Genomic DNA, 14,242 nt, shown 5'->3' on the forward strand with positions numbered 1-14,242 from the left:
TATTGAACCCCTAAGGATGTGATTTCATGCCAGGCCGTGCACGTTCACAGATAAAGAGCCTGCTGCGCGGCACAATATGGCAGTGGCTGACGGGAACGGCCGATCGGCTTGGCGGTTGCTCCCTTCAAGTTAAGCTCATTGTCGCGTATATCGGCGTCATTTTAATCCCAGTGGTATTGTTCTCGCTATATACCTTTCACCAACTGTACGAGAATACAATGAAAGACATTACCGTACAAAATCAGTATGTGTTGGATACAGAGCTGGCCCATATTCATAGCAATATGGAAATTATGGAGCGAACCGCACAGCTTGCAATCTCAGATCGCAACGTGCTTCATTATCTAACCGAGGAACGTGAAATAAGCAGCGATGAACTAGTCCAATTCAACTTGAATGTGTTTCCAAATTTACAGCACTTGCTGTACAGTAATCCCAATGTAGAGAACATTCGACTGTATACCAATAATCCCCAGACGCATGAAATATGGCCGATGATTTTCAAAGAATCACGATTGCCTAAGGCTTCCTGGCTGAAAGCGGCTCAACTCCGACAAGGGAAAATATGGTGGGATATGTACAAGGGGCCGAAAAGCTTACTTGGGGGACAATCCCGCCAGGAAAGTGAGACAGTGCAGTATATGGCACTGCTGCGTGAAATTCAGTCTACTGGAGGAAGACACGCGGGGTTGGTAGAAACAAATATGAGGCTGGAGCTATTTTCACCTAGGGTATTTGGAATCCCGCAACGTAATCGCGCATGGCAAATGTTCATTCTGGACGGCGACGATTACAGCTCAAGGAACGCTGACAAACCAATGTATTCTACCGAAATAGCTACAGCTTCCTTTCAACCTGATCCCATTCCGATCCCTCTGTCCCATGTGCACCATCTGTTACAGTCCCGCGTTCAGGGACAGGGTGGTGTTTTTGACTTTACCTATGGGAATAAGCCTTATCTTGGTTTGTACCGTTATATAGAAGGGTTGGACGCCTACCTGCTAAATGTGGTGGCGCTGGACGGTCCGCTGGGTGATCTCCGTCAGAAACGCAATGCCATGCTGCTCATTATTAGTATGCTGATTTTGTTTATGTCCGTCATTTCCTATACCTTGCATGCCTTCATACTCAAGCAGCTACATACCCTGCGTGAATCCATGAAAAAAGTAGAGCAGGAGGGTGACTTTCAGCTTAAGATTCCAGTATATGGACGGGGAGAAGTGGCTGAGCTGGCTTTATATTTTCGCAGTCTGCTGAGTCGAATTAACGGGCTCATTGCCGAGGCAGTACACAAGCAGGCCACTGCTCAAGAAGCTGAGCTGCTAGCGCTCAAGCATCAGATTGATTCCCACTTTCTCTATAATACATTGGAAAATTTAAAAATGATGGCGGAGATAGAACGGCAGTATCCGCTGTCGGATGCCCTTACCTCCCTTGGCTCGATGATGCGTTATAATCTCCAATGGTCCGGGTCGTGTGTTGCGTTGCGGGATGAAATCCGACATATCCAGCATTACGTGGCCATCATGAACATTCGCCACGATAACCAAATTGGATTGGAAATTCATCTATCGTCGGCGTTTATGGAACTGGAGATGCTGAAAATGTCGCTGCAGCCTGTAGTCGAAAATGCTATCAAGCACGGGTGGAGTACATTGCAAAGCCCATTCAGCATCACGATTGAAGCCTGCTCTAAGCAGGATATCATAGAATTGCGTATACAGGATAACGGAGTGGGGATCTCTGAAGAAAGAAAAAACGCCATCATGGCTGGTCTAGCGCGAACGGATATGGATTCCCACGAGCCCGGGATGAATGGGGGAATCGGTTTGTATAATGTGCATCGCCGTTTAAGTATGCAGTATGGCGCAGAGTATGGCATAAGACTGGACAGCATCCACGGACAATCGACGACAGTGACCCTGATTTTGCCTAGACGTTACATGATGAGGGGGACGGACCATGACGACCAAGCTGTTGATTGCGGATGACGAGAAAAATATTCGAATGGGACTTCAAGCTATGATCGAACGGGAATTTTCCGGTCTCTATGAATGTGTACTGGTCAAGGACGGAAGGGAGGCCTGGCAGCATGTGAAGCAGTTTTTGCCCGAGTTGGTGATAACGGATATCCGTATGCCTGTTATGGATGGCATTATGCTGATGCAGCATATTCGCGAGCTGGAGCCGGAACGCAGACCGTTGGTGATCATTCTCAGTGGATATGACGAGTTCCAGTATGCGCGCGAAGCGATTCGCTGTGGGGCACGGGAGTATTTGCTCAAGCCGATTGTAAGGGAGGAACTGTTCGGTGCACTGGCAGTTTTGAATGAGGAATTGAAGCAGAGGAACCCCCTCACATACGATAGTGTTGTCGGCGTAGAGAAAGATAGACTAGCTGGCGCGAGTGCCAACGTCGATAGAAGTGGTAGTATGACACGTGCTATCCAATATATCCACGCTCATTACAGCGAGGATTTGAATATGGCAGTAGTATCCAACTCAGTATCCTTGAATTATACGTATTTTAGTCAGGCGTTCAAAGCTTATACAGGCCTCAGCTTTGTTCAATATGTAAAAAGGCTGCGCATTACAGAAGCCAAAAAACTACTGGAGTGTCAAGGGGGCAGGATCTATGAAATTGCGGCTAACGTGGGCTTTGACAATGCAAAGCACTTTAACAAAGTGTTTCGTGAGCTGGAGGGGATGAGCCCGCAGCAGTTTCGAGTGCAGAATCAAAGGGGTAATTAGATATAAAGAGGGGGAAAACTCCACTGCCTTTTTACCCTTATCCTGATATAATAAACGTATGCATAACCATGACCTTCAATCAGAGAGTTTGTACACAATCACACGAATCGCCGAACGGAAGGGGAGAGCATATGGTTATTTATGAAACGGACCAAGCTTATATCATGACGACGCAGCATGACCATGCCCATATTTCAGGTGAGTTGGCTTTACAATGGGAAGAGAGTGCCTTCAAGAATAGACGTCATAAGCAGGATTTTGTATATGCAGCAAGGGAGCATGATCGGGGTTGGATACAGTTAGACGCTGCTCCTTTCTGGAATGATCATATGTCAGTACCTTATACATTTATTGATTTTCCGCTCAGTCCACGTTTTGTTTTCTATCGTCTTGGGATTGATGAAGTCGAACAAGGAAACACGTATGCTGCGTTGCTGTGTAGCTTGATGTACAAGGAGCTAGTCGGGCGGACCGAGCATCAAAATGCTCAGGACAAGCAGATTACGCATGCTTATCAGGAAGCGGAGGAACAGCGTCGTCTGAGGCTCAAACAGGAGCTGGCATGTGGCGTAACCTTCGACCATCAAGTGCGGACGGATGTACGGAGAATGTTGTTTTGCGACGAATTGAGTCTGTTTTTGTGCAGTCGAGAGCCGGGTACGCCTACAGTAGAATATGAATGGTTTGCTGAAGGTTTGAGCTTCCCGGCTGTTCGTCATGAAAGCGGGCGAGTTTGGGCCGAGTGGCTATCGGATCAGACTGTAGGTCTCTCCTTTTTTCCTTTCAAGGGCAAGGTAGGGATTACTCATACCTTTAAGAAGGTGGACAAGGAGAAAATTCGTACCTTCGGTCTCCTAGAGGCTTACCGTTCTTCCGAATGGACGCATCGAACCTTTACCGTTGAACATATCATGGAAGTAGAAGAACATAAGGAGAATGCCTGACCGTCTACGGATACAGCCTCGAACAATAATTTGTTTGTAGACGCAGAGAAAAGCCTCCCTGAACCATGATTCAGAGAGGCTCGCTTTTTTCTAGCTTTAACATTTTACGATTTTGCAGAGGTTTTCGCACGATTGACAATAGTCTGTACCTTATTCAATACCTTATCGCGTGCCCCTTTATTTTTCATCAGATACGTCACACCCATTCCCAATGCTGCTACCACCCATTTCTTATTCTTCATAAAGTACGCCTCCTTATGATCATGTTGTCATACCCAAATGCTTAAAAGCATCCAAAATGTGAAAAGATGAACGGGATTTTACGATTTAGTGATTCCTTGCACTCGTTCCGCATAACTATGATTTACCCTTCTCCATCACATCTTACCCGTTCCTTCGCCAATGAAACGATTACGACTGTCTTTTCATGTTTAATGGATATTATCAAATATCCCGCCACAATGGCTTCAGACGCACATGACAGGGAGGTCTTTGTTATGAGAAAAAAGGAAGTGGTTGCCATGCTGCTCGCCGGCGGACAAGGCAAAAGACTCAAAGGACTTACCCGTACACTAGCCAAACCGGCAGTATTTTTTGGGGGAACTTACCGCATTATTGATTTCCCTCTCAGCAATTGCACTCATTCTGGTATAGACACTGTAGGTGTATTGACCCAATACGAGCCGTTGGTGCTCCATTCCTATATCGGCGTAGGCAGCGACTGGGATTTGGATCGCCTGGATGGAGGAGTGTTCGTTTTACCTCCGCACGAGAAAGAAGATGGAAACAACTGGTACAGGGGCACGGCGGATGCAATATATCGAAACCTGCATTTCTTGGACCAGTATGACCCGGAGCATGTACTCATTCTGTCAGGGGATCACATTTATAAAATGGACTACAGTCGAATGCTCCACTATCACAAGGAGAAGGGAGCAGACTGCACCATTTCTGTGATCAATGTCACGATTCAGGAAGCCAAACGATTTGGAATCCTGAACGCTGACGATGATCTGAAAATATATGACTTTGAGGAGAAGCCTGAACAGCCGAAAAGTACATTGGCCTCCATGGGTATTTATTTGTTCAAATGGGAGGTGTTGCGTCGCTATTTACTGGAAAGCGCAAGCGATTCTGAATCCTCACATGATTTTGGTAAGGATATCATTCCATTGTTGCTTCAGCATGGCCGGTCGCTGTATGCGTACCCGTTTGCTGGGTACTGGAAGGATGTAGGTACCATTCAGAGCTTGTGGGAGTCCAACATGGATCTTCTGGTTCAGGATCCGCCTTTGGATCTGAATGATCCTTTCTGGCGCATCTATACTCGCAGCCCCAATCAACCGGCCCAGTATATAACCCAACGGGCGATCCTCAAAAACAGCATTGTAAATGAAGGTTGCATGGTGGATGGAGAAGTAAGGCATTCTGTACTATTTTATGGGGTCGAAGTAGGTGAAGGGAGCGTCATTACCGATTCTGTCATCATGCCGAACGTAAAAATTGGGCGCAATGTACGTATTCACCGGGCTATCGTGAATGAGAACATCGTTATTGAAGACAACGCGTTTATTGGACCTGAAGATAGTTCTGATGAGATTATTTTGTTCGATCAGGAAAGCCAGCTTCATGCACGAATTTAACCCGGATAAGGACGGTGTCTGCTATGAGTCGACTCATTGGAGTTATCAACCTGGATCACGAACTGGATCAGTTGAAGGAGTTGACCTATTTCCGGTGCGGGGCCGCAGTCCCCTTTGCTAGTCGATATCGGCTCATTGATTTTACCTTATCCAATATGATGCATGCAGGGGTGCATGATATTGCACTGTTTATCCGCCGCAAATACCGTTCGCTGCTGGATCATCTGGGCGAAGGTCGGCCTTGGGATTTAGACCGCAGACGGGGCGGGTTGTTTATTTTGCCACCGGACTGGAATGATCCGACGGATGCATCGCGTGGAGATTTGCAGCATGTGCACAACAATCTGGATTTTTTTCATCGCTCATCGGGGCAAACCATTATTCACGCAGGAACTCAGCATGTCAATAAGGTGGATATCGAGGATGTATACCGTTATCATCAGGAGAAAAATGCAGATGTTACCCTTGTATATAAACCCATAGACCAGCTAGAATCTGAGCATGATCCTTGTGCACGACTGGAGATTGATGAGAACGGACGAGTGACGGGTATTCATCAGGAGCAGGATCATCATAACATTTATTTGGAAATGTTTGTGATGGACAAAGACTTGTATCTGGATCAGGTGAAGCATTGCATTGCCCATCAGGATAATCATTTCTTTCGTGATGCCATCCAGAAAAACCCAAGTGGACTGCGTATTTATGCGTATCGTTATGAAGGTTATCATGCGGTTATTAATTCTATTGAGAGCTACTATAAAAATAGCATGAAGCTGTTGGATCAGCAGCAGTATCAAGCCCTGTTTCAGAATCAGCCGGTGCACACCAAAATCAAGTATGAAGCCCCGACCCGCTATACGCACAGCGCCGAGGTGGATCATTCACTTGTTGCCAATGGCTGCACCATTGGAGGCAAGGTCGAGAATAGTATTCTTTTCCGTGGAGTGCGGGTGGAGGAGGGCGCGCGGGTAAGCAACTCGATTATTATGCAAAAATGTGTCATCCGTAAAGGGGCAGTTGTGGAGAATGTGGTTTTAGATAAAGATGTACAGCTTTCACCAGATCGAACTCTGATTGGAGACATTAGAGTTCCCTATGTCATTGCCAAGAATAGCGTAATTTAAAGGATATACTTAGCCATTAAAACGGAAATAACAGGAGGTACAACTTTGTTCAGCAATAAAGAAGCATTTAAGCAGGCTTTTCGAGAGCAACTGGTCGGAAGGCTGGGCAAACCGATGCAGGAGGCTCAGTCGGAAGACGTATATAAGGTTTTGGGTGGCATGATTCGTGAACAAGTCGGCAAGAATTGGGCAGAAACGAACCAAGCCTATAAAGAAGGACAAGAGAAGCAGATTTATTATTTTTCCCTGGAATTTTTGATAGGTCGTCTACTGGGCAGTAATCTGCTGAATTTGGGCGTACTGGATATGGTTCGGCAGGCATTGGGTGAACTGGGCTGGGATCTGGAGGAAATTGAAGAACAGGAGGCGGACGCGGGGCTAGGCAATGGGGGTCTCGGCCGTCTGGCGGCTTGCTTCATGGACTCGCTGGCATCCCTTGGCTATGCAGGACATGGCTGCGGCATCCGGTATAAATATGGTCTGTTTGAACAGCGTATTGTGGACGGCAATCAGGTTGAACTGCCGGATTACTGGCTACAGAAAGGGAATGTCTGGGAGGAACGTCGTCCTGATAAAAAGGTCGAGGTTCATTTTTGGGGAAGAGTGGAAACCCATGAACAGGAGGGACGTCTTGTATTCGAAACAAAGGATGCTGAAACGGTCTGGGCTGTCCCTTACGATATTCCGCTGGTAGGCTATGGTCATACACAGGTGAATACGCTGCGGATTTGGAGTGCGGAATCAGCGCTTGATCCCGTTCGAGGACCGATTCGAGGCGAGGGCGGTTATTACCGCTTTCTCGACTACAATCGATCGGTGGAATCTATCTCCGCATTTCTATATCCGGACGACTCCAATTATGAGGGAAAGCTGCTTCGCTTGAAGCAGCAGTATTTCCTGTGCTCGGCCGGATTACAAAGTATTTTGCGTACGTTTGAGAAGCTTCGTTTACCTTATAGCCATTTGCCCGATAAAATAGCACTGCACATTAACGATACACATCCGACCCTAGTTATTCCGGAACTGATGCGTATTCTGATGGACGTGAAGGGCTTGGGCTGGGACGAAGCATGGGATATTACGACGCGAACCGTTTCATATACGAATCATACGATATTAAGTGAGGCGTTGGAACAATGGCCTGTTAATATGGTACGGGAGCTGCTTCCTCGTATTTCTTTAATCATTGAAGAAATTAACAAACGTTATTGCGCTATGCTACTGGAGCGTTACCCAGGCCAGGACATCAAAATTGGTGAAATGGCAATTATTCACGGTGAACAAATCCGTATGGCCCACTTGGCAATCGTCGGCAGCTACAGCGTTAATGGGGTGGCTGCGCTGCATACGCAAATATTAAAGGAACGAGAGATGAAGTCGTTTCACGAGCTGTACCCTGACCGTTTTAACAATAAAACAAACGGGATTGCCCATCGCCGCTGGCTGATGCACGCCAACCCGGAGCTGGCAAGCTTGTACGATGAGACGATCGGCACACGCTGGAGGACCCGTCCAAGGGAGCTCATCGACCTGCTTCGTTACAGTGGGGACGAGACGTTCAAAGAACGGATACAGGCGATTAAGCGAAATAATAAAGTCAGGCTTGCTGAGCATGTTTTTGCAAAACAGGGCGTGCGATTGGATACGTCCTCCATTTTTGATGTACAGGTCAAACGGTTGCATGGTTATAAGCGACAGCTGCTCAATATTTTGCATGTAATGCATCTATACAGCCAGCTTAAAAGTAATCCGGGCCTGGATGTGACGCCACGCACATTTATCTTTGGAGCCAAAGCCGCCCCCGGTTATTTTCTCGCCAAACAGACGATCAAGCTCATTAATAACGTGGCGGACACGATCAATCGAGATGTGGAAGTCAAGGACAAGCTGAAAGTCGTTTTCCTTGAAAATTATTCGGTCTCACTGGCGGAGCTGATTATTCCTGCGGCGGATGTCAGTGAGCAGATTTCCACGGCAGGCAAAGAAGCTTCAGGCACAGGCAATATGAAATTTATGATGAACGGTGCGCTCACAATAGGTACATTGGACGGAGCCAATGTTGAAATGCATGAAATGGTAGGCGATGCCAACATGTTCATTTTTGGATTGAAGGTGGATCAGATCGAGGCATATTACCGGGACGGCCAGTATTCGGCGCGCAAAACAGCCAACAGTGACGAAAGACTGCGTGAAGTGCTGGATCAACTCGTGAACGATGCTCCTTTTACGCGGCATGAACGGGAATTTGAGGCCATTTATCAATCCCTGATTGATCATAATGATGAATACTTTGTGCTCAAGGACTTCGCAGCCTATGTGGATACGCAGGTTCATATTGAACAGGTGTATCGGAATCCCTCGGAGTGGGCTCGGCGTGCTATTGTCAATATGGCACACTCCGGTAAATTTTCTAGTGATTGTACGATTCAGCAATACGCGGCTGAGATTTGGGACATTGTACCTCTCCAGAACGATGTCTACAAGCGAATTCTGTCCTAAAACGGCGAAACAGGCGGAATAGCATTGCTTTTCGAACGCTGAGGGTTATAATGACAGTATAGACATAAGTAAGGATGGGAGCTGTAAATACTCATTCCTGAACTTGAATTGTACTGTTGAAGGAGTCCTCCTATTGATAAAGCTCAATCCGAAAAGGCTCAAACCTCATAAATCGAAGAAGAACTATAATATGTTTCAAAATATAGGGCGTGCGATTCGGCTGAATTTCATCAAGCTGTTGCGCGCCCCTGGAGGAGTTAAAAAGATCTCCTTGGGCTTCGCCATTGGCTTTGCGCTGGAGATGATTGTGATTTCCACGGCTTCTCTGGTATACCTTGTTTTTTATCCGATTGTTCGTCTCTCTGGCGGCTCGCTGCCTGCGGCCATCGTGGGTAACGTTGTAGGTAAGCTGACCTTTTTACCAATTGTACTGATGCCATTCGCCAAGCAAGTGGGGGCTTGGATTTATCCATCTCATTATCCGGTACATGTCAGGGGCGGACGACTTCACGAGCATTCTTTTATGGAGCTGTTTCACGGCAACTGGTCTGTATTCAGAGACTTGTTGCACGGAGGCTTGCACATTCTGATCGGCATGTCGATTTTCGGTCTGGTGCTGGGCATTATCTCGTATTTTGTCATTCAGGTTCTGTATAATCGTTCGCTGCACAAAAGGTTGGAGAAGCGGAAGTTGCGTCATGGCGCAGCATTTTCGGCGGCCAGACTGCTGAAGAATGGATAACTATGTATAAGGAAGAAGCTCTTCGAGCCTATTTATTAGGTCTGAAGGGCTTCTTTGAGTTGGGGCAAGAAAAAGCCTATGATCTCTATAAGACCCATACGCTTTTGGCATATATTGTAACAGGATTGGCTTCATTCGCTCGAATCGTTTACAATACGTGTGCATACAACAATGGACGACAGGTTAATGTACATACAAGGAGTGATGAAGTTGCGGAAGATATGGCAAATCTACTTAACAGACTGGAGAAATGTATTCAAAGTATCGACCGGGACTTTATTAGTCATTGGCATCATTCTTTTGCCTTCCGTCTATGCATGGGTGAATTTGAAAGCGATGTGGGATCCATATGCGAATACATCTGGAATTAAAATTGCAGTAACCAGCCAAGATCAGGGTGCAGAAGTGAATGGTAAGAAGATTAATATCGGCGATGAGGTTTTGCATAACCTTCAAAATAACAAGAAGCTGGGTTGGACTTTTGTCAATGAAGCGGAAGCACGGAAAGGTGTGTTGAATGGTGATTATTATGCCAGCCTGCTGATCCCGAAAGACTTTTCAGAGAAAATTACGAGTGTGCTGACGGAAAATCCGCAAAAGCCGGAAATTGATTACGCCGTAAATGAAAAAATTAATGCAGTAGCTCCGAAAATTACATCTTCGGGGGCAACCTCTCTGACGAACCAGATTAGCCAAAACTTTATTGAAACTGCCAGCCAGGCGGTATTGACGAAGTTGAAGGAAGCTGGAGTAAAGTTGGAGGAGGAACTCCCGACAATTCGTAACATTGAAAACCGGGTGTTGGAGCTAAATAATCGACTACCGGATATCGATAGGTTGGGCAAACAGGCCTTGGAGCTGGAGCAAAATTTGCCGAAAATTAAGGCGCAGGGACAAAAGATTATTGCATTGAAGGAGAAAATTCCTGAAATTAACCACGCCGGTGACCTGGTGCTCAAAATTGACAAAAACATGCCTGAGCTGGACAAGGTAGCCGCTGTTATTTTAGATATCCAAAAAAGACTACCTGATATTCAAAAGGCTGGTGATCGAATTGTTGAACTGGATCAAAATTTTAGCAAGGTAGAAAGCGCACTGACCACCGCCCTGGAGGATACGCAAACGGCTCTTAAAGTTATTAATGCTGCCCAGAAGGCACTGCCAGAAGTACAGCAGATAGCGGACACAGGCAAGGACTTTACAACCGGTTTACTTGAATTTCTGGACAAAAATGAGGGTGCGCTTGATTCGATAGGTACAGTAGTTAAAGAAGATTTACAACTGGTACAACAAATTGCGAATGAGGTTTCTCAGATTACAGACATCATTCGTGGTGTGGATTTTGATCCTAAAGCAGCACAAGCTGCGGTGAATCGTGTCAGTGGTAGGCTGACAACTGCCGTGGGGGTGCTGGATCATATTTCTCAATTGCTGAACCGTGTGAACGGATACTTGCCAAGTCAACCTCTGGATTCACTTATTTCCCGTGTGAGCGGGATGGAGGATCGTTTCCGCCGTCTGAATAGCACAGTAACTAGTATCGGGAATGCCATCCAGCGCGGTGAAAAGCCTGCGCAAAATCTGCTGGATGACACTGATCGCCTTGCTGGAGAAATCAGTAGCGGAATTGACAGCATTTTGGGCAATTATGATACGGAGTATGCACCCGCCATTCAAAAGGCGCTAGATCAGATCAAATCCGTTGCCCGCAATTCTGCCAATGTGCTGACTACAGCTCAAGAGCAGCTACCGAATATTGAAAAGCTATTAAATGACGCACAGGCTGCAGCAGAATTCGGCCAGCAAGAGCTAACACGTCTCCAGCAGGATCTGCCACAATACCGTCAGAAACTGCATGAAGCGGCGACAACGATTCAGGGACGTATGGGCGAGTTTACGAATGCTGTGAACAAAGCAGCAGACTTCGTAAATAACGATTTGCCGACGGTTAAAAGTAAAATTCATCAGGCGGCAGATTTTGTGCGTAATGATTTGCCCAAAGCGGAACAACAGTTTGTCAAAATGGCTGACTTAATTGAAAATAAATTTCCTGAAGCGGAAAAAGCGGTGCACCAAGTAGCCAATTTTGTAAGGACCGATCTTCCAGCTGCCGAGGATTCCATACGTCAGGCTGCAGACACCATTCGCAAGCTTAAGGGCGAAAATGCACTCGGACGCGCTATTGCATTGCTCAAGGGGGATGTGAAAAAGGAAAGTGAGTTTCTCGGCAGTCCGGTATCGTTGAAGCAGGAACGGATATATCCAATCCCTAACTATGGTTCTGCGATGTCACCTTTTTACACTACATTGTCGATTTGGGTAGGTGCGATGCTACTGGTATCAATGTTCAGGGTAGATGTGGATGACCCGGAAGGACAATTTAAAAGCTACCAAGTGTATTTCGGACGGCTGATGACATTCTCCACAATTGGTATTTTTCAGGCGCTGAGCGTATCTCTCGGTGACTTGTTCCTGCTCGGGGCGTATGTGGATGCCAAAGTAGCCTTTGTACTATCCTCTATGCTGATCAGTCTGGTGTTTACGGCGATGACCTATACACTAGTTTCTGTGTTCGGCAATATCGGCAAGGGACTGGCGGTCATCCTGCTGGTGCTTCAATTCTCCAGTTCAGGAGGGACGTTCCCGATTGCGACGAGTACACCATTCTTTCAGGCGCTGAATCCATTTGTACCATTTACCTATGCGGTTAGTCTGTTACGAGAGACAGTAGGAGGGATGTTGCCTTCAACGGTGATACGGGATGTGGTGATGCTGTTTGTATTTATCGGTGTTTGCTTCCTGTTTGGATTGGTGTTGAAGAAGCCGCTCAGCAAGCATACGAAAAAAATGGCTGAGCGAGCGAAAGAAACGAAATTAATTCCTTGATTGTTAAAAGAAGAATGAGTTACGGGGGCTGAAGTGAGCCGCTCCGCGAAGGATTTGATCTTACGATCGCTGTTGCCACGGGATTCTTTGGATTAGATAGACATGAAAAGGTAAGAATCCCGTGGCAAAGGCGAACGCTCCGCTTCTCCAGATTCAAATCCTCCGCTCTGCTGGCATCCGCCGTAAAGTCACCTTCTTTTAATATTCGGCGGGTAGTACGGGGAGGTGGCCTCCGCATGTTATGCTTCGGCATGGTGCGGAGGCCTTTTTGCATGCGCTCTCCAAACTTTAAATTGCATTTGGGGGTGTTTCAAAGTGGTTTATTCTGGTGAATAAACGGAGTATGGTCTTTTTTGGCATGTAATTTTGCGGAATTTTAAAATCCTTAGGCAAAGGCGGGAGGTAGTATGGAGTATTCATACTTAGGAAAGTCAGGCTTAAAGGTTAGTCGGTTATGTCTGGGGACGATGAATTTCGGACCAGAAACCGAAGAAAAGGATGCGTTTAAAATTATGGATGCCGCGCTGGATGCGGGCATTAACTTTTTTGATACGGCTAATGTATATGGCCATGACCGTAAAGGTTGGACAGAGGAAATTATCGGACGTTGGTTCCAGCAGGGCGGCGGAAGACGCGAGAAGGTCGTGTTGGCAACGAAGGTATACGGAGATATGAAAAATGAACATGACGGACCCAATGCAGGATCAGGCTTGTCTGCTTACAAAATTCGCCGCCATTTGGATGCGTCTCTGAAACGTCTGCAGACCGACCATGTAGAGCTATACCAAATGCATCACATTGACCGAAACGTGTCATGGGATGAGTTGTGGGGCGTATTCGAGTCCGTGGTGGATCGGGGACAAGTTGGTTATATCGGTTCCAGTAATTTTGCGGGCTGGCATATTGCGGTGGCGCAGGCCGAAGCGAAGGCACGGCGTTTTCTGGGGCTTGTATCCGAGCAGCATTTGTACAACTTGAACGAACGTTCCGCCGAGCTTGAAGTATTACCGGCAGCTCAGGAGCTGGGGCTGGGTGTGATTCCATGGAGCCCGTTGGCGGGCGGACTGCTGGGACGGAATGCGTTAGCAGGTACTGGTTCTCGCAGCGCACGCGCCAAGGAAAAGGTAGAGCAGAATCGTGCGAAGCTGGAGCAATTTGCAGCATTGTCCCGCGAGCTGGGTGAAAAGGAAGACGTGATTGCACTGGCTTGGGTACTTTCCCATCCGGCTGTAACGGCTCCAATTATCGGACCACGGACCTTAGAACAGTTAGAGGATGCTCTACGGGTACCTGAGGTCAAATTGAGCGAAGATGTGCTTGCCAAGCTGAATGAGATTTTTCCCGGTCCGGGAAAACCTGCGCCAGAAGCCTACGCTTGGTAATAATACTTTGTGCTCGTCATAAAGCATCACTCTTTGTGAGAAATTATCGGCAAAAAGCAGCAGATCGGGAATAGTCTCCTTGATCTGCTGTTTTTGTACTAGTCTCCCATCCTAAATCGTGGTTGGTAAAACGGCTATAGTCAAGGGCTTATATTAAAGCTAATCGGAAAAGCTAACAACTATTTGCTAATCTTTCGTATTATCCGTACATACTCCCGGGGGAGAAAGGGAATGCTTATTAGAACAGGTTCAGCAAAATTGGCTGATC

At 46.8% G+C, this 14,242-nt stretch carries 10 protein-coding genes; 9 read left to right on the top strand and 1 reads right to left on the bottom strand.

Annotated elements, in window-relative coordinates; translation table 11 throughout:
• Positions 1 to 26: 26 nt before the first annotated feature.
• The 3 genes from MKY35_RS10685 to MKY35_RS10695 all read left to right on the top strand — a co-directional run bounded on the left by MKY35_RS10685 (position 27) and on the right by MKY35_RS10695 (position 3,695).
• The gene (locus MKY35_RS10685; RefSeq protein ID WP_342446329.1) at positions 27 to 1,991 is read left to right on the top strand and encodes a sensor histidine kinase; all 1,965 of its coding nucleotides are present in this window, start codon (positions 27 to 29) and stop codon (positions 1,989 to 1,991) included.
• A complete protein-coding gene (locus tag MKY35_RS10690) occupies positions 1,963 to 2,751 on the top strand; it encodes a response regulator (RefSeq protein WP_342446330.1) in 789 nt (262 codons plus the stop codon). The genes MKY35_RS10685 and MKY35_RS10690 overlap by 29 nt, the downstream gene beginning before the upstream one ends.
• A gap of 131 nt (positions 2,752 to 2,882) precedes the next feature.
• Positions 2,883 to 3,695, top strand: coding sequence for a DUF3891 family protein (locus MKY35_RS10695; protein WP_029519094.1), 813 nt, complete (start codon positions 2,883 to 2,885; stop codon positions 3,693 to 3,695).
• 104 nt (positions 3,696 to 3,799) lie between these two features.
• Here MKY35_RS10695 and MKY35_RS10700 read toward each other — a convergent pair whose 3' ends face one another.
• Complete coding sequence (locus tag MKY35_RS10700) at positions 3,800 to 3,937, bottom strand: hypothetical protein (RefSeq protein ID WP_023988334.1); 138 nt, start codon at positions 3,935 to 3,937, stop codon at positions 3,800 to 3,802.
• 255 nt (positions 3,938 to 4,192) lie between these two features.
• On the opposite strand from MKY35_RS10700, the gene MKY35_RS10705 reads away from it, so the two are divergent.
• The 6 genes from MKY35_RS10705 to MKY35_RS10730 all read left to right on the top strand — a co-directional run bounded on the left by MKY35_RS10705 (position 4,193) and on the right by MKY35_RS10730 (position 13,974).
• Complete coding sequence (locus MKY35_RS10705) at positions 4,193 to 5,338, top strand: glucose-1-phosphate adenylyltransferase (protein WP_340885165.1); 1,146 nt, start codon at positions 4,193 to 4,195, stop codon at positions 5,336 to 5,338.
• 23 nt (positions 5,339 to 5,361) lie between these two features.
• Positions 5,362 to 6,465 (top strand): glucose-1-phosphate adenylyltransferase subunit GlgD, encoded by a 1,104-nt coding sequence (glgD, locus tag MKY35_RS10710; RefSeq protein ID WP_029519097.1) that lies wholly within the window; start codon positions 5,362 to 5,364, stop codon positions 6,463 to 6,465.
• Positions 6,466 to 6,510: 45 nt separating this feature from the next.
• Positions 6,511 to 8,964 (top strand): glycogen/starch/alpha-glucan phosphorylase, encoded by a 2,454-nt coding sequence (locus MKY35_RS10715; protein ID WP_342446331.1) that lies wholly within the window; start codon positions 6,511 to 6,513, stop codon positions 8,962 to 8,964.
• Between the two features lie 190 nt (positions 8,965 to 9,154).
• Positions 9,155 to 9,706 (top strand): DUF2062 domain-containing protein, encoded by a 552-nt coding sequence (locus MKY35_RS10720; RefSeq protein WP_342446332.1) that lies wholly within the window; start codon positions 9,155 to 9,157, stop codon positions 9,704 to 9,706.
• Positions 9,707 to 9,916: 210 nt separating this feature from the next.
• Positions 9,917 to 12,592 (top strand): YhgE/Pip domain-containing protein, encoded by a 2,676-nt coding sequence (locus tag MKY35_RS10725; RefSeq protein WP_342446333.1) that lies wholly within the window; start codon positions 9,917 to 9,919, stop codon positions 12,590 to 12,592.
• Positions 12,593 to 12,999: 407 nt separating this feature from the next.
• Complete coding sequence (locus tag MKY35_RS10730) at positions 13,000 to 13,974, top strand: aldo/keto reductase (protein ID WP_307350153.1); 975 nt, start codon at positions 13,000 to 13,002, stop codon at positions 13,972 to 13,974.
• Positions 13,975 to 14,242: the final 268 nt, after the last annotated feature.

The sequence above is a fragment of the Paenibacillus sp. FSL L8-0638 genome, assembly GCF_038593075.1.
Taxonomy (GTDB): Bacteria; Bacillota; Bacilli; order Paenibacillales; family Paenibacillaceae; genus Paenibacillus; species Paenibacillus polymyxa_D.

Bases quoted from the DNA above. Each gene is read 5' to 3' on its own strand.
- MKY35_RS10695 (WP_029519094.1), top strand. From the start codon at position 2,883: ATGGTTATTTATGAAACGGACCAAGCTTATATCATGACGACGCAGCAT.
- MKY35_RS10700 (WP_023988334.1), bottom strand. From the start codon at position 3,937: ATGAAGAATAAGAAATGGGTGGTAGCAGCATTGGGAATGGGTGTGACG.
- MKY35_RS10705 (WP_340885165.1), top strand. From the start codon at position 4,193: ATGAGAAAAAAGGAAGTGGTTGCCATGCTGCTCGCCGGCGGACAAGGC.
- glgD (WP_029519097.1), top strand. From the start codon at position 5,362: ATGAGTCGACTCATTGGAGTTATCAACCTGGATCACGAACTGGATCAG.
- MKY35_RS10730 (WP_307350153.1), top strand. From the start codon at position 13,000: ATGGAGTATTCATACTTAGGAAAGTCAGGCTTAAAGGTTAGTCGGTTA.
- MKY35_RS10685 (WP_342446329.1), top strand. From the start codon at position 27: ATGCCAGGCCGTGCACGTTCACAGATAAAGAGCCTGCTGCGCGGCACA.
- MKY35_RS10720 (WP_342446332.1), top strand. From the start codon at position 9,155: ATGTTTCAAAATATAGGGCGTGCGATTCGGCTGAATTTCATCAAGCTG.
- MKY35_RS10690 (WP_342446330.1), top strand. From the start codon at position 1,963: ATGACGACCAAGCTGTTGATTGCGGATGACGAGAAAAATATTCGAATG.